General features: G+C 66.5%; 14 protein-coding genes, 1 other RNA gene and 1 pseudogene. 9 read left to right on the top strand and 7 right to left on the bottom strand.

The window, feature by feature from the left end:
- Window positions 1–48: 48 nt before the first annotated feature.
- The 6 genes from FHR70_RS23000 to FHR70_RS22975 all read right to left on the bottom strand — a co-directional run bounded on the left by FHR70_RS23000 (window position 49) and on the right by FHR70_RS22975 (window position 3,225).
- Window positions 49–744, bottom strand: a complete 696-nt coding sequence (locus tag FHR70_RS23000; RefSeq protein ID WP_183454644.1) for an exopolysaccharide biosynthesis protein — start codon at window positions 742–744, stop codon at window positions 49–51.
- Window positions 745–808: 64 nt separating this feature from the next.
- Window positions 809–1,630 carry a TIGR00282 family metallophosphoesterase gene (locus FHR70_RS22995; protein WP_183454641.1) on the bottom strand — a complete coding sequence of 274 codons (822 nt, stop codon included), beginning with the start codon at window positions 1,628–1,630 and terminating at the stop codon, window positions 809–811.
- Window positions 1,631–1,639: 9 nt separating this feature from the next.
- On the bottom strand, window positions 1,640–2,224 hold the full coding sequence (locus FHR70_RS22990) for a 5-formyltetrahydrofolate cyclo-ligase (protein WP_183454639.1): 585 nt from the start codon (window positions 2,222–2,224) through the stop codon (window positions 1,640–1,642).
- Between the two features lie 4 nt (window positions 2,225–2,228).
- A non-coding RNA gene (ssrS, locus tag FHR70_RS22985) (6S RNA) lies at window positions 2,229–2,384 on the bottom strand.
- A gap of 159 nt (window positions 2,385–2,543) precedes the next feature.
- Window positions 2,544–2,927: a cell division protein ZapA gene (locus tag FHR70_RS22980; protein ID WP_183454637.1), complete on the bottom strand. Its 384-nt coding sequence runs from the start codon at window positions 2,925–2,927 to the stop codon at window positions 2,544–2,546.
- 4 nt (window positions 2,928–2,931) lie between these two features.
- Complete coding sequence (locus FHR70_RS22975; protein WP_183454749.1) at window positions 2,932–3,225, bottom strand: DUF4164 domain-containing protein; 294 nt, start codon at window positions 3,223–3,225, stop codon at window positions 2,932–2,934.
- 242 nt (window positions 3,226–3,467) lie between these two features.
- Between FHR70_RS22975 and tkt the strand changes: the two genes are divergently transcribed.
- From tkt to FHR70_RS22930, 9 genes are all read left to right on the top strand, one after another.
- The gene (gene tkt, locus FHR70_RS22970) at window positions 3,468–5,402 is read left to right on the top strand and encodes a transketolase (protein WP_246408486.1); all 1,935 of its coding nucleotides are present in this window, start codon (window positions 3,468–3,470) and stop codon (window positions 5,400–5,402) included.
- Between the two features lie 45 nt (window positions 5,403–5,447).
- Window positions 5,448–6,455 (top strand): type I glyceraldehyde-3-phosphate dehydrogenase, encoded by a 1,008-nt coding sequence (gene gap, locus FHR70_RS22965; protein ID WP_183454633.1) that lies wholly within the window; start codon window positions 5,448–5,450, stop codon window positions 6,453–6,455.
- Between the two features lie 13 nt (window positions 6,456–6,468).
- The gene (locus FHR70_RS22960; RefSeq protein WP_183454631.1) at window positions 6,469–7,659 is read left to right on the top strand and encodes a phosphoglycerate kinase; all 1,191 of its coding nucleotides are present in this window, start codon (window positions 6,469–6,471) and stop codon (window positions 7,657–7,659) included.
- Between the two features lie 129 nt (window positions 7,660–7,788).
- Window positions 7,789–8,877 (top strand): class II fructose-bisphosphate aldolase, encoded by a 1,089-nt coding sequence (gene fba, locus FHR70_RS22955; protein ID WP_183454629.1) that lies wholly within the window; start codon window positions 7,789–7,791, stop codon window positions 8,875–8,877.
- 238 nt (window positions 8,878–9,115) lie between these two features.
- Window positions 9,116–9,766, top strand: coding sequence for a thiamine phosphate synthase (locus FHR70_RS22950; protein WP_183454627.1), 651 nt, complete (start codon window positions 9,116–9,118; stop codon window positions 9,764–9,766).
- On the top strand, window positions 9,766–10,665 hold the full coding sequence (locus FHR70_RS22945; RefSeq protein WP_183454625.1) for a tetratricopeptide repeat protein: 900 nt from the start codon (window positions 9,766–9,768) through the stop codon (window positions 10,663–10,665). The genes FHR70_RS22950 and FHR70_RS22945 overlap by 1 nt, the downstream gene beginning before the upstream one ends.
- Before the next feature lie 129 nt (window positions 10,666–10,794).
- Complete coding sequence (locus tag FHR70_RS22940; RefSeq protein WP_183454623.1) at window positions 10,795–11,589, top strand: inositol monophosphatase family protein; 795 nt, start codon at window positions 10,795–10,797, stop codon at window positions 11,587–11,589.
- Window positions 11,590–11,691: 102 nt separating this feature from the next.
- On the top strand, window positions 11,692–12,654 hold the full coding sequence (locus FHR70_RS22935) for a flagellar motor protein MotA (protein ID WP_183454621.1): 963 nt from the start codon (window positions 11,692–11,694) through the stop codon (window positions 12,652–12,654).
- On the top strand, window positions 12,654–13,682 hold the full coding sequence (locus FHR70_RS22930; protein WP_183454619.1) for a peptidoglycan -binding protein: 1,029 nt from the start codon (window positions 12,654–12,656) through the stop codon (window positions 13,680–13,682). Before FHR70_RS22935 ends, FHR70_RS22930 begins: the two co-directional genes overlap by 1 nt.
- Before the next feature lie 126 nt (window positions 13,683–13,808).
- Here FHR70_RS22930 and FHR70_RS22925 read toward each other — a convergent pair.
- A pseudogene (locus FHR70_RS22925) lies at window positions 13,809–14,090 on the bottom strand (methyl-accepting chemotaxis protein); the annotation flags it as partial.

Raw genomic sequence — 14,090 nt, 5'->3', positions numbered from 1 at the left:
GGCGGCGAAGGGCTTCAGGCAAAGCCCTCTTGCGCAGGTCCGGCAAAACTAGAACCCGAGCCAGCCCGGCAGATTGTGAATAGCGGCCAGGATGAGATGGTAGGACGCGCCCAGGACCGTCACCGTATAGGCGAGCCCCGCCAGACCGATAAGGTAGCCGACGATGAGCAGATAGCCGTCCTCCTCCATGACCGCGATGGACGCGATGACGAGGGCGATGGAGGGCGGGAAGTTGGTGCCGGGGAACGGGATCAGGACCGACACGGCGACCAGGAAGGCGAAGAGCCCCACGACCCGGTCGCCGAGGGGACCGAAGAGCGTGAGCAGCCGCGGCTTGCAGTAGCTTTCGAGCTTCTGCATCCTGGGCTCCGCGACGTCGATGAGGCGCTTGAACTTTGAAACGGAAACCGTCTGGCGCAGGATGAAGCCTGGCAGCCAGGGGCGCTTGTGGCCCAGCATCATCTGGATGCCGAAGATGAGCACGGGCGTACCGACGATGCCGGCAATCCCGGGAACGTTCGGCACGCAGTTTGGCAGGGAGAACAGGATCAGCACGAAGCCGAAGGCGCGCTCGCCGAAAGCCTCGATAATCTCGCGGATCGAGATCGTCTCGCCCTTGGCTTCGTCGATCACGGCCCGCAGAACGGCCGAGGCGCTCTGGTGCTCGTGCGCCCGGTGGAACTCGCTCTCCTCGCGATAGATGCTCGTCTTCGGCCCTGCCGTCTTCTCTAGATCCGCGTCCACCGGTCCCTCCGTGCCGGGAGAGATGGGAACGGCGACGCTCCGCGCCAAGAGACGGAGAGTTCCCTCAGTCCCAGAACCGGGGCCAGGTCTCTTCCAGGTTCGGCCCGAGACGAACCGCCGCCACGCGACGGGCCAGGCCGGTGCGATCGTCGGTCTCGACCGCAATGCCGGAGAGCGTGCCCTCGCCCAGGGCCGGCTCCATGCGGGCGCCGGGTGTCTTCTGGATGAAGCGGCGGATCGATTCCTCCTTCTGCATGCCGAGCACGGAATCGTAGTCGCCGCACATGCCCGCGTCCGACATGTAGGCCGTGCCGCCCGACAGAACCCGGTGATCGGCCGTGGGCACATGCGTGTGGGTGCCGACCACGAGGCTCGCCCGCCCGTCGAAGTAATGGCCCATGGCCTCCTTCTCGCTGGTCGCCTCTGCATGGACGTCGATGATGACGGCATCGGCCACCTGCCCCATCGGGCAGGTCTCGAGCTCCCGGTCGACGGCCGCAAACGGATCGTCCAGCGGGTCCATGTAGAGGCGACCCATGACGTTGACCACGAGCACCCGATGGCCGGAGCGGGTGTCGATGAGGTTGGCGCCGCGCCCCGGCGTGCCCTGCGGGTAGTTCACAGGCCGCAGGAGCCGCGGCTGGCGCTCAATAAAGACGAGCGTCTCGCGCTGGTCCCAGGAATGGTTGCCCAGGGTGATCGCGTCGGCACCGGCGGCCAGGATCTCGTCGCAGATCGCCTCATTGATGCCGAAGCCCCCGGCGGAGTTCTCGCCGTTGATGACCACGCAATCGAGCCGCCAGCGGTCACGAAGACCGGGCAGGCGTTCGGTCACCGCATTGCGGCCAGGCCGCCCGACAATGTCGCCGAGGAAAAGAAGACGCATGATGGACCTTTAAGCGGTTTTCGTCCGAATGAGTTCGGCTTCCGTGATGATAACGTCGAGGAGCCGGTCGTGGGGTTCGACCGGAACCTCGTCGATCTCCTGAACCGCATAAGCCAGGCCGATGGTCAAGACGGGATGCTGGTCTTCCAGCACGGCGATGGCCCGGTCGAAATGTCCCTTGCCGTAGCCGATGCGCCCTCCCCGGCGGTCGAAGGCCACCAGCGGAACGAGCAGGGCTTTCGGGAAGACTTCCGGCGCGTCAGGTCCGGGCTCGCGCACGCCGAAGCCGCCTTTGACCAGCACGTCGCCAGGCTGCCAGAGACGCCAGCTGAGATGAGGATGGAGGATCTGGGAGAGCGCCACGTCCTGCCCGCGCTCGAGCAGCGCTTCCATGAGCGGACGCGGATCGACCTCGGTGCGAATCGGCCAATAGCCGCCCACCGGCGTCACGTCCTGGAGATCGGGAAGGTCGAGGGCCTGGGACTTGATCCGCCCCGCAGCCTCGTGGCGGAACTCCTTGTCGAGCCCGTCGCGCCGGGCGAAGGCCTCTTGGCGAAGCCGCTCTTTCAGTTGGGGAGGGGACGGAGAATGCATAAAGTGCGGAGCCACAAAAGCCGTCGGAGAAGCGATCCCGGGAACCTACAAAGTAGGTGGGCGCCGTATGTTCCGGTCCACGGACCGGGCAGGGACAGCTCCCGTTGGGATCGATAAGGCCCCGGGGAATATGAACTCCTAACGCGCCTCGCAGCCCCGCCTTTCCTATGTAGGGATTGGGACGCGCCGGGGGAAGGGGGAAAGTGACGGATCGGCGAGATCTTTCAGGCCCGCCTCCCCGGCTCGCTTGGCAAGGCGAATGTCTGAGAGGGAAGTCATCCGAGAATGAGAGCAGCCCCCCTGCACATTCGCAACAGGATCACCTGGAACCCGCCTCGACCTGCCCTGCCCCGTTGAGGCTGCGGGCCAGCTCCTCAATGCGCTCGGCAGCCCGCTGGATGCCCTCCGCGAGCCTTGCCTCGATTTGCTCAAGGCGCTCATCCCGATAGATGTGGACGCTGTTGAGCATCGCCACTTCCTCGGCAAGCGCCGTGATCCGCTTTCTCGCTTCGTGCAGTTCGTCGGCCTGTGCGATCGCCGCCATGACGTGGAGGCGCATATCGTCGACTTGGCCGAAGGTGGCCCGCATCTCCTCGACGCGGGCGTTGTAGGAGGCGGCCAGCCCTTCGAGGTGGCGCTCCTCGCCCTCGGCGCAGGCGATCCGGTAGGTTCTGCCGGCAATGGTCACCGTCACCTGGGACATGGCTTCAGCCTTCCTCGGGTTCGAGCTGCCCGGCCTGGGCCAGAACCGTCTCGACGGCCCCGATGGCTTGGCGAACCCGCCGGCTCACGTCGTCGGTGGCGGCCTCGAAGCGATGCAGGCGGGTGAGCGCTCCGTCGAGTTCCACCGCCAGGCGGGCTCGGTCGTCCTGCATGAGCTGAAGCTCGGTCTCCAGGCCGCCGCGCCGTCTGTCGGCCTCCAGGCGCCGGGAAACCGATGCCTCAAGGAGGCCCAGGGCCATGTCCAGCCGCTTCATCGCTTCTTCGAGTGTGGGCGCCATCATGCCTCCGGGAATCGCGGAAGACACTAGGCCTGGAGGGCTCGACGAGCAACGGCCCAGAAGGGGATTACGCCCCTTCGAGCCTTTGACTCCCCCCTGCCCCGTGATAAGGAGCCCGGGCCTTTTCCAGACAGCCGCCCCGTTGCGGGGCCTCAAGACTTGTGGATCTCGCCGTGCAAGATACCGTCTCCGCCGATCGCGTCACCCATTCCGATCTGGCGAACGCCGTGCGCGTCCTCGCCATGGACGCCGTCGAAACAGCCAAATCCGGCCATCCGGGCCTGCCCATGGGCGCGGCCGACATCGCCACGGTGCTGTTCACCAAGTTCCTGAAATACGATGCCGCCGACCCGACCTGGCCCGACCGCGACCGGTTCATCCTGTCGGCCGGCCACGGCTCGATGCTGCTCTACGCGCTCCTGCACCTCACCGGCGTGAAGGGCATGACGGTCGAGGAGCTGAAGAACTTCCGCAAGCTCGATTCCAAGACCCCGGGCCATCCCGAGAACTTCATGACGCCGGGCGTCGAGACCACCACCGGGCCGCTCGGCCAGGGCATCGCCACGGCGGTGGGCTTCGCCCTCGCCGAGCGCATGCTGAATGCCGAATACGGCAGCGACCTCGTCGACCACTACACCTATGTGCTCGCCTCCGACGGCGATCTGATGGAAGGCATCAGTCAGGAGGCCATTGCGCTCGCCGGCCACCTGAAGCTCAACCGCATGATCGTCCTGTGGGACGACAACGAGATCTCCATCGACGGCCCCCTGTCGCTCTCCGACTCGGTCGATCAGGTGAAGCGCTTCCAGGCCTGCGGCTGGAACGCGGTTCGCGTGGATGGCCATGACGAGAAGGCGATCCAGCGCGCCATTTCCCGCGCCCAGAAGTCGGACCGCCCGACGCTGATCGCCTGCAAGACCACCATCGGCTACGGCGCCCCGAAGAAGGCCGGCACCTCAAAGGCCCACGGCGAGCCCCTCGGCGCCGAGGAACTGGCTGGTGCCAAGGCCTCCTACGGCTGGAGCCATGCGCCGTTCGAGATCCCGGACAACATCCGCAGCGCCTGGGCGAAGGCAGGCAAGAAGGGCAGCCGCCAGCGCAAGGCCTGGGCCGAGCGCCTGAAGGCATTGCCGGCCGAGAAGCGCGCCGAGTTCGAGCGCCGCGTGAAGGGCGTGCGCCCGCAGGGCTTGGCCGACGCGGTCGCCAAGCTGAAGGACCGGCTCATCGCCGAGCCGCAGGCCGTCGCCACCCGCAAGGCCAGCGAGATCGCCCTGGAGGTGATCACCGAGGCGGTGCCGGAGCTGGTGCTGGGCTCGGCGGACCTGACGCCCTCCAACAACACCAAGACCAAGAACCTCAACGCCATCTCGCCGGGCAATTATGCGGGCCGCTACATCCATTACGGCATCCGCGAGCACGGCATGGCGGCAGCCATGAACGGCATCGCGCTCCATGGCGGCTACGTGCCGGCCGGCGCGACCTTCCTGGTCTTCACCGACTATGCCCGTCCCGCGATGCGCATCGCAGCGCTCGCCGGCATTCCGGCCGTCTATGTGATGACCCACGATTCCATCGGCCTCGGCGAGGACGGCCCGACCCACCAGCCGGTGGAGCATCTGGCGGCGCTTCGCTCCATGCCGAAGATGCGCGTGTTCCGCCCGGCCGACGCGGTCGAAACCGCCGAGTGCTGGCAGATGGCGCTAGAGCGCACCGACGGCCCCTCGACCCTGGCGCTGACCCGCCAGAACCTGCCGCAGGTGCGGAAAGTAGGCGGGGCTGAGAACCTCTCGGCCACCGGCGCCTACGAGCTGTCGCCTGCTCAGGGCAAGGCCCGCGCCACGATCTTCGCCTCGGGTTCCGAGGTGGAAATTGCGCTCGCGGCCCAGAAGCTGCTGGCCGAGAAGAACTTCGAGGCCCGCGTGGTCTCGGTCCCCTCCCTCGACCTGTTCCTGGCCCAGCCCGAGAAGGTTCGCGCCGAGATCGTCGGCGATGCGCCGATCAAGGTGGCGGTCGAGGCGGCCGTGCGCTTCGGCTGGGATTCGGTCATCGGCCCCGACGGAATTTTCGTCGGCATGCATGGGTTTGGCGCCAGCGCGCCCTACAAGGACCTTTACAAGCACTTCGGCATCACCGCTGAAGCCGTGGCCGAGAAGGTTCTCCGGACACACAATCTCTAAGGCCCGGGAGACTTCTGAGCCTTAAAACACAAGGGAGCTAAGACTATGACGGTGAAGGTCGCGATCAACGGATTCGGTCGCATCGGACGCAACATCCTCCGCGGCATCGTGGAGAGCGGCCGCAAGGACATCGAGGTGGTTGCCATCAACGATCTCGGCCCGGTCGAGACGAACGCTCACCTTCTCCGCTTCGACTCCGTCCACGGCCGCTTCCCGGCGGACGTGCAGGTCGACGGCGAGTTCCTGGTCATCAACGGCCAGAAGATCCGCGTCACGGCGATCAAGGACCCGGCGACACTGCCGCACCGGGAGCTCGGCGTCGACATCGCCATGGAATGCACCGGCATCTTCACCTCGAAGGACAAGGCCTCGGCGCATCTTACCGCCGGCGCCAAGCGCGTCATCGTGTCGGCTCCCGCCGATGGCGCTGACCTCACGGTCGTCTACGGCGTCAACCACGACAAGCTAACCAAGGACCACGTGGTCATCTCGAACGCCTCCTGCACCACGAACTGCCTCGCCCCCGTGGCGAAGGTGCTTCATGAGGCGGTGGGCATCGAGAAGGGCTTCATGACCACGATCCACTCGTACACCAACGACCAGCCGACGCTGGATCAGATGCACAAGGACCTCTACCGCGCCCGCGCGGCGGCCCTGAACATGATCCCGACCTCGACCGGCGCCGCCAAGGCCGTGGGCCTCGTGCTCCCCGACCTCAACGGCAAGCTCGACGGCTCGTCGATTCGCGTGCCGACCCCGAACGTCTCCGTGGTCGACTTCAAGTTCGTGGCCAAGAAGAACACCACGAAGGAAGAGATCAACCAGGCGATCAAGGCTGCCGCCGACGGCCCGCTCAAGGGCATCCTCGGCTACACGAACGCCCCGAACGTCTCGTCGGACTTCAACCACGACCCGCACTCATCCGTGTTCCACATGGACCAGACCAAGGTCATGGAAGGCAACTTCGTGCGCGTCCTGTCCTGGTACGACAACGAGTGGGGCTTCTCGAACCGCATGGCGGACACCGCCATCGCCATGGCGAAGCTGATCTAAGGGAGGCTGCTCAATGACCGCCTTCCGCACGCTCGACCAGGCCGACGTCAAGGGTAAACGCGTTCTCGTCCGGGTGGACCTCAACGTCCCCATGGAGAACGGCCGGATCACGGACGCGACGCGCGTCGAGCGCGTCCTGCCCACCATCCGGGAAATCGCCGACAAGGGCGGGAAGGTGATCCTTCTCGCTCATTTCGGACGCCCGAAGGGACGCGATCCCAAAGAGTCCCTGAAGCCGGTTGCGGAAGCGGTCTCGCAACACCTCGGAAAACCCGTGGCCTTCGCCGATGACTGCATCGGCGAAGCAGCCTCCAGCGCCGTCAACGCCCTGAAGGACGGCGACGTGCTTCTCCTCGAGAACACCCGCTTCCATGCGGGCGAGGAGAAAAACGATCCGGCCTTCGTCCAGGAACTGGCGAAGCTCGGCGACCTCTTTGTGAACGACGCCTTCTCGGCGGCCCACCGGGCGCATGCTTCGACGGAAGGCCTCGCCCGCGTTCTGCCCGGTTACGCCGGCCGCACCATGCAGGCCGAACTCGACGCCCTGACCAAGGGCCTGGAAGCGCCGAAGCGCCCGGTCGTCGCCATTGTGGGCGGCGCCAAGGTCTCGACCAAGATCGACCTCCTCGAAAACCTCGTGACCAAGGTTGACGCCCTGGTGATCGGCGGCGGCATGGCCAACACCTTCGTGCATGCGACAGGACTCGGCATCGGCAAGTCGCTGGCCGAGAAGGATCTCGCGGCCACCGCCATGCGGATCATCGAGAAGGCGCGCGAGGCCAACTGCGCCATCATCCTGCCGGTCGACGGCGTCTGCGCCTACGAGTTCAAGGCGGGAGCACAGAACCACACCTACGGCATCGATGCGATCCCCGAGGATCAGATGATCCTCGATGTGGGTTCGCAATCCATCGAGCGCATCCAGGCTGCCATCAACGACGCCGCCACGGTGGTGTGGAACGGCCCGCTCGGCGCCTTCGAGATCACGCCCTTCGACCAGGGCACGGTGGCGGCTGCCCGCCATGCGGCCCAGCGCACCAGGGAAGGCAAGCTCGTGTCGGTTGCCGGCGGTGGCGACACGGTGGCGGCCCTCAACCATGCGGGCGTGGCGGACAGCTTCACCTATGTGTCGACGGCCGGCGGTGCCTTCCTCGAATGGCTGGAAGGCAAGTCGCTCCCCGGCGTGGAAGCCCTGCGGGCCTGAGCCCAAGCCTCGGCAAAGTAGGTAGTCACTTTGCTGGGCGCAAACGTGGCCTAAATAGCTTCACCAGATGGCTTAAGCTGAGGTTCAGCTTCTGCGCTGTTTAAGAGCAAAACCAATACGGAGGACCAAATGGCCCGCATCACGATGAGGCAGCTTCTGGATCACGCAGCCGAGCAGGGCTATGGCGTGCCTGCCTTCAACATCAACAATATGGAGCAGGCGCTGGCGATCATGGCGGCGGCCAGCGAGGTCGATGCCCCGGTGATCATCCAGGCATCCCGCGGCGCACGCTCCTATGCCAACGACGTCATGCTCAAGCACATGATGGACGCGGTCACCGAGATCTATCCGCAGATCCCGGTCTGCGTGCATCTCGATCACGGCAACGAGGCCGCCACCTGCATGACCGCCATCCAGGCCGGCTTCACCTCGGTGATGATGGACGGCTCTCTGAAGGCCGACGGCAAGACCCCGGGCGACTGGGACTATAACGTGGGCGTCACCCGGAAGGTGGTCGAGATGGCCCATCTCGGCGGCATCTCGGTGGAAGGCGAGCTCGGGGTGCTCGGCTCCCTGGAGACCGGTGAAGGCGAGGCCGAGGACGGCCACGGCGCCGAGGGCAAGCTCTCCCACGACCAGCTGCTGACGAACCCCGACGAGGCCGTGAAGTTCGTGGCCGAGACCAAGGTCGACGCGCTCGCCATCGCCATGGGCACCTCGCACGGCGCCTACAAGTTCACCCGCAAGCCCGACGGCGCCATCCTGGCCATGCACGTGATCGAGGAGATCCACAAGAAGCTCCCGAACACCCACCTGGTGATGCACGGCTCGTCCTCGGTGCCGCAGGACCTGCAGGACATCATCAACCAGTATGGCGGCCAGATGAAGCCGACCTGGGGCGTGCCGGTGGAGGAGATTCAGCGCGGCATCAAGCACGGCGTGCGCAAGATCAACATCGACACCGACAACCGCATGGCGATGACCGGCCAGATCCGCAAGGTTCTCAGCGAAAACCCGGGCGAGTTCGACCCGCGCAAGTATCTCAAGCCCGCCATGGACGCGATGACGAAGCTCTGCAAGCAGCGCCTGCAGGAGTTCAACACCGCCGGCCAGGCCTCGAAGATCAAGCGCGTGTTCACCCTGGCCGAAATGGCCAAGCGGTACGCCTCCGGCGAGCTCGACCCGACCTTCGGCGCCACCCGCCAGGCGGCGGAGTAACCTAAACCACCCTCATCCTGAGGAGCAGCCGCTAGGCTGCGTCTCGAAGGAGGGTCCAGAGAGCACTGGAGACGCCTCGTCCTTCGAGACGGCCTGACGGCCTCCTCAGGATGAGGCTACGGGTACGATCCCACGATCAGGCTTTCGCCTTAATCATGATCGACAAGCGGGGCCTCGCAAGATGGCCCCGTTTTCGTTATGGGAACGGTGTCTTTCGTTTTCTCAATCTTTGTGACCCATGGCCGATACCGCCGCCCGCCTCTATCTCATCACCCCCGTTCTGGAGGATTCCTCCTTCGCGCCGCAGCTGTCCGAGGCCTGCGGGACCGGAGCCGTGGCCGCAATCCTGCTGCGACTGGCGCCTGCCGACGAGCGCACCCTGACCAACCAAGTGAAAGCGCTGGCTCCCGCCGCCCAGGAACATGGGGCCGCCGTCATCGTCACCACGGACGCCAAGGCCGATCTCGCCACCATCGCAGCGCGCGGCGGGGCCGACGGGGTTCATATCGCGGGGGACCCTTCTCTCGTGCGCGAGCTGCGTGAAAGGCTGAAGGCGGAGCGGGCGTTGGGCGTCGGGGCAATCCGCACCAAGGACGATGCCATGACCTTCGGCGAGGCCGGGGTCGATTATCTGCTTTTCGGCGAGCCGCGCCCGGACGGGTCCCTCCCCTCCTTGGAGAGCGTGGTGGAGCGGGCTGCCTGGTGGGCCGAGATCTTCGAGACACCCTGCGTGGCCTATGCCCCGAGCCTTGAGGCGATCGAGCCGCTCGCCGCCACAAACGCCGAGTTCGTGGCCCTTGGCGACGCGGTCTGGTCCCATCCGAACGGGCCCGCCGCCGCGGTGAAGGCCGCGGCCGAGATCCTGGAGCGCCAGGAGGCGTCACGCTGATGCGCCTCTCCTGGATCATCGGCGGCGCGCTCCTGCTGGCCTCCGCCACCGCAGGCGCTGCGGCCCAGCCTGATGCGGCTTACGGTGCCTATCAGCGCGGCCTCTATCAGACGGCCTTCCGCGAGGCGACCCTGCGGCTGGAGAAGAACAACAACGACGCCGCCGCCATGACCCTGCTGGGCGAGCTCTACAACCAGGGCCTCGGCGTCACGATGGACCCGAAGAAGGCGTCCGAATGGTACCGACTCGCGGCGCAGCGTGGCGATGCCCATGCGCTGGCGGCGCTCGGCCTCATGGCCCTCGACGGGCGCGGCATGCCGAAGAACCAGGCGCAGGGCCGGGCCTGGCTGGAGGAAGCGGCAGCCAAAGGCAACGCGACGGCCTCCCACAACCTCGCCCTGCTCCTGCTCACCAGCGAGGCGAACGCGGACCTGCAGAAGGCGGTCCAGCTCTTGAAACGGGCCTCCGAGGCGGAGATCCCGGACGCGCAGCATGCCCTGGGCGTCCTCTACCTGAAGGGCAGGGGCGTCGAGCGCAACGCCACGGAGGCCGCGCGCCTGTTCGAGCGCGCCGCCCGCAACGGCAGCTCGGTCGGCGAGGTGGAATACGCCATCCTGCTCTTCAACGGCGACGGCGTTCCGGCCAGCGAGTCCCAGGCCGCCCGCTACTTCCGCCGTGCGGCCGCCAAGGGCAATGCCATCGCCCAGAACCGCCTCGCCCGGCTTCTGGTGGCTGGCCGGGGTGTGCCGGCCAACAAGGTCGACGCCGCCGCCTGGCATATCCTGGCCGCGGCCCAGGGGCTTGCGGATCCCTGGCTCGACAATGCACTGAAGGACCTCTCTGTCGACGAGCGCACCCGATCCGAAAAGCTGGCGGCCGAGCGCCTCGGCATGCGCTGACCGCATCAATTCGCCTTTCCGGTGGATCAATTCGGCTGCCGGCCCGGTTATCCACCGCTTGACGCCAACCTTTGGGTGGTCCATCGACCACATTCTCTTTCAAAACCGCTCTTTGTCAGGACCTGCACGATGATCCGCTCGCCCCTCATGACCGTTATGACCGATGCCGTGATGAAGGCATCACGCTCGCTCAAGCGCGATTTCGGCGAGGTCGAGAACCTGCAGGTCTCGCGCAAGGGTCCTGGCGACTTCGTGTCCGCCGCCGACCGCAAGGCGGAAAAGATCCTGCGCGAGTCCCTGGAGAAGGCCCGTCCCGGCTACGGCTTCGTCATGGAGGAGGGAGGCGTCATCCAGGGCACCGACACCAGCCACCGCTGGCACATCGATCCGCTCGACGGCACCACCAACTTCCTGCACGGCCTGCCGCAATTCGCCATCTCGGTCGGACTCGAGCGTGACGGTCAGATCGTCGCCGGCGTGATCTACGACCCGGCCAAGGACGAGCTCTTCATCGCCGAGCGCGGCAAGGGCGCCTATCTCAACAACCGCCGCATCCGCGTGGCGGCCCGCGGTGATCTCGCCGACGCGGTGGTGGCCTGTGGCCTGCCCCATATCGGCAAGGGCGATCACGGGCTCTTCCTGCGTGAGACGGCCGCCGTCATGGGCTATGTGGGCGGCATGCGCCGCTGGGGAGCGGCCGCCCTCGATCTCGCCTATGTGGCCTGCGGGCGCTTCGACGCCTATTGGGAGCGCGGCCTGAACTCCTGGGACATGGCCGCCGGCATCCTCATGGTCCGCGAGGCGGGCGGCTTCGTGTCCGACGCCGACGGCGGCAGCGACCCGATGGCCAAGGGCTCGATCGCCTGCGGCAACGAGCTGATGCATCGAGACCTCCTCAAGCTCCTGAAGAAGGCCAAAGGGTAATTTTCTGTTCGTGCTGGGGCGGGATCCGATGGTCGCGCTTGATCCTTCGGACGGGCGCGGTCACATTGGAGCCGTCCCGAAGCACGAATGCACAGGATAACGATGGCGGACCAACCCCTTACCCCACCGCGGATTTACCTGATCCGCATGGCGGTCTTCCTTATTCTGGCAGGGTTTGTCGCCTTCATCCTCTACCGGCAGATCTGGGAGGCCTTCCAGGCCAATCCGGGTCTTAACGCCCTGATTCTGGGCGTCATGTTCATCGGCATCGCGCTGGCCATCCGGCAGGTCTGGCGCCTTCGGCCTGAGGTGCGCTGGGTCAATACGCTCCAGCGTACCGAGGAAGGGCTGGTTGCTCCCGAGCAGCCGGCGCTTCTTGCCCCCCTGGCCGCTCTTCTGGGCAATCGGCCCGGCCAGTCCGGCTTCTCGGTCGCGGCGACCCGCTCGGTGCTCGACTCCATCGGCGCCCGCCTGGACGAAAGCCGGGAGATCGTGCGCTATCTTGCCGGCCTCCTGGTCTTCCTCGGCCTGCTCGGAACCTTCTGGGGCCTCATCGATACAGTCGGCTCGGTCGGCCGGATCATTTCTTCGCTGCGGACGGGACAGGATTCGGCGGTTCTCTTCGACGAGTTGAAGAATTCGCTCGCCGGCCCGCTCCAGGGCATGGGCCTGTCCTTCTCGGCCTCCCTGTTCGGTCTCGCCGGCTCCCTCGTCCTCGGCTTCCTCGACCTTCAGGCCGGTCAGGCTCAGAACCGTTTCTACACGGAGCTGGAGGATTGGCTCGCCACCTCCACCATGGACACCCCGGCCGAGCCCGCCTTGCGCGCCGGCGCTACGCCGGATCTGACGCTCGCCCTTAACCGGCTCACTGCCGCGGTCAATGATGGCGGCGGCGGCCGGGCGGCCACCCAGGCCATGGCGAACCTTGCTGAGGGCGTGCAGGGCCTCGTTCAGCACATGCGGGCCGAGCAGCAGATGATCCGTGATTGGGTCGAGGCTCAGGCCGCCCGCGAGAAGGAGCTGAAGCAGGTGCTCGACCGCCTCTCCCGTGAAAGGCTGCCCTGATGCCGGTCTCGAGCGCGGGCGGACGGCGACGCGGGCGCGGCGGCCAGATCAACTACTGGCCGGGCTTCGTGGACGCCCTGTCCACGCTCCTGCTCGCCATCATCTTCCTGATCTCCGTCTTCACCGTCGGCCAGTTCTTCCTGTCGCGCGAGCTGTCGGGCCGCGACACGGTGCTCGACCGGCTCAATCGCCAGATCGCCGAGCTCACGGACCTCCTTTCCCTCGAACGCTCGAGCAGGCGGACCATCGAGGAGACGGTCACCTCTCTCCAGACGACCCTGCGGGCCAACGAGGCCGAACGAGCGCGCCTCCAGAGCCTTCTCGACAGCGGCGGTGCGGCCCAAGTTGAAGCGCAGCAGCTGAATACGCAGCTCGAAACCGAGCGCCAGGCGACGGGCCGCGCGCTCAGTCAGGTCGAGATCCTCAACCAGCAGATCGCCGCCATGCGCCGCCAGCTCGCCGCCCTAGAGGAGGCGCTGGCTGCTTCCGAGAACCGGGACAAGGAAAGCCAGGCCCGCATCGCCGATCTCGGCAGCCGCCTCAACGTGGCGCTGGCCCAGCGGGTGCAGGAACTCGCCCGCTACCGTTCCGACTTCTTCGGCCGGCTGCGCCAGATCCTCGGCAACCGCCCGGACGTGCGCATCGTCGGCGACCGTTTCGTATTCCAGTCGGAGGTGCTGTTCCCGGCCGGTCAGGCCACCCTACGCCCCGAAGCCTCGGGCGAGATCGATCGCATCGCCAGCGCCCTGGTTGAACTCGAACGCCAGGTGCCACCCGATATCCCGTGGGTGATCCGAGTCGACGGCCATACCGACCAGCGCCCCATCAACACCCCGCAATTCCCGTCGAACTGGGCCCTGTCGTCCTCTCGCGCCATCGCCGTCGTGCAGGCCCTCATCGCCCGCGGCGTCCAGCCCCAGCATCTTGTCGCCGCCGGCTTCGGCGAGTTCCAGCCCCTGGACAACGGCACGACCGAAGAATCCTACGCCCGCAACCGGCGCATCGAGCTGAAGCTGACGGAGCGGTAATCCGGATCTGGGCGCCAAAAGCAAAGGAGCCGCTGTTTCCAGCGGCTCCTGCTTGAGGATGTTTCCGTAACCCGGGATGCGAACCGCGTGGGGCTGGTCCGATGCCGGTCCGGAAGCTCCCCGATTTTAAGCGGCTTTGACGCCTTGGAGGAAATCGGAGACCTCGCGGGAGAGGTCGGAGGAGTGGCGCGAGAGCTCCTGGGCGGCACCCAGAACCTGGGAGGCCGCCGAGGTGGTCTCGCCGGCGCCCTGCTGCACGTCCACGATGCTGCCGGTCACGGCCTCGGTGCCGCGCGCCGCCTCCTGCACGTTCCGGGCGATCTCGGCCGTGGCCGCGCCCTGCTCCTCCATGGCGGCGGCAATCGAGGTCGAGATCTGGCTCATCTCGGTGATCGTGCGGGCGATCTC

The sequence above is a fragment of the Microvirga lupini genome (assembly GCF_014191055.1).
GTDB classification, from domain to species: Bacteria; Pseudomonadota; Alphaproteobacteria; order Rhizobiales; family Beijerinckiaceae; genus Microvirga; species Microvirga lupini_A.
This window is presented reverse-complemented; position numbering and strand designations above follow the sequence as displayed.

Excerpts from the sequence above, each read along its gene's own strand:
- FHR70_RS22995 (WP_183454641.1), bottom strand. The coding sequence starts at position 1,630 with ATGCGTCTTCTTTTCCTCGGCGACATTGTCGGGCGGCCTGGCCGCAAT.
- FHR70_RS22990 (WP_183454639.1), bottom strand. The coding sequence starts at position 2,224 with ATGCATTCTCCGTCCCCTCCCCAACTGAAAGAGCGGCTTCGCCAAGAG.
- FHR70_RS22980 (WP_183454637.1), bottom strand. The coding sequence starts at position 2,927 with ATGTCCCAGGTGACGGTGACCATTGCCGGCAGAACCTACCGGATCGCC.
- FHR70_RS22975 (WP_183454749.1), bottom strand. The coding sequence starts at position 3,225 with ATGGCGCCCACACTCGAAGAAGCGATGAAGCGGCTGGACATGGCCCTG.
- tkt (WP_246408486.1), top strand. The coding sequence starts at position 3,468 with ATGGACGCCGTCGAAACAGCCAAATCCGGCCATCCGGGCCTGCCCATG.
- gap (WP_183454633.1), top strand. The coding sequence starts at position 5,448 with ATGACGGTGAAGGTCGCGATCAACGGATTCGGTCGCATCGGACGCAAC.
- FHR70_RS22960 (WP_183454631.1), top strand. The coding sequence starts at position 6,469 with ATGACCGCCTTCCGCACGCTCGACCAGGCCGACGTCAAGGGTAAACGC.
- fba (WP_183454629.1), top strand. The coding sequence starts at position 7,789 with ATGGCCCGCATCACGATGAGGCAGCTTCTGGATCACGCAGCCGAGCAG.
- FHR70_RS22950 (WP_183454627.1), top strand. The coding sequence starts at position 9,116 with ATGGCCGATACCGCCGCCCGCCTCTATCTCATCACCCCCGTTCTGGAG.
- FHR70_RS22945 (WP_183454625.1), top strand. The coding sequence starts at position 9,766 with ATGCGCCTCTCCTGGATCATCGGCGGCGCGCTCCTGCTGGCCTCCGCC.
- FHR70_RS22940 (WP_183454623.1), top strand. The coding sequence starts at position 10,795 with ATGATCCGCTCGCCCCTCATGACCGTTATGACCGATGCCGTGATGAAG.
- FHR70_RS22935 (WP_183454621.1), top strand. The coding sequence starts at position 11,692 with ATGGCGGACCAACCCCTTACCCCACCGCGGATTTACCTGATCCGCATG.
- FHR70_RS22930 (WP_183454619.1), top strand. The coding sequence starts at position 12,654 with ATGCCGGTCTCGAGCGCGGGCGGACGGCGACGCGGGCGCGGCGGCCAG.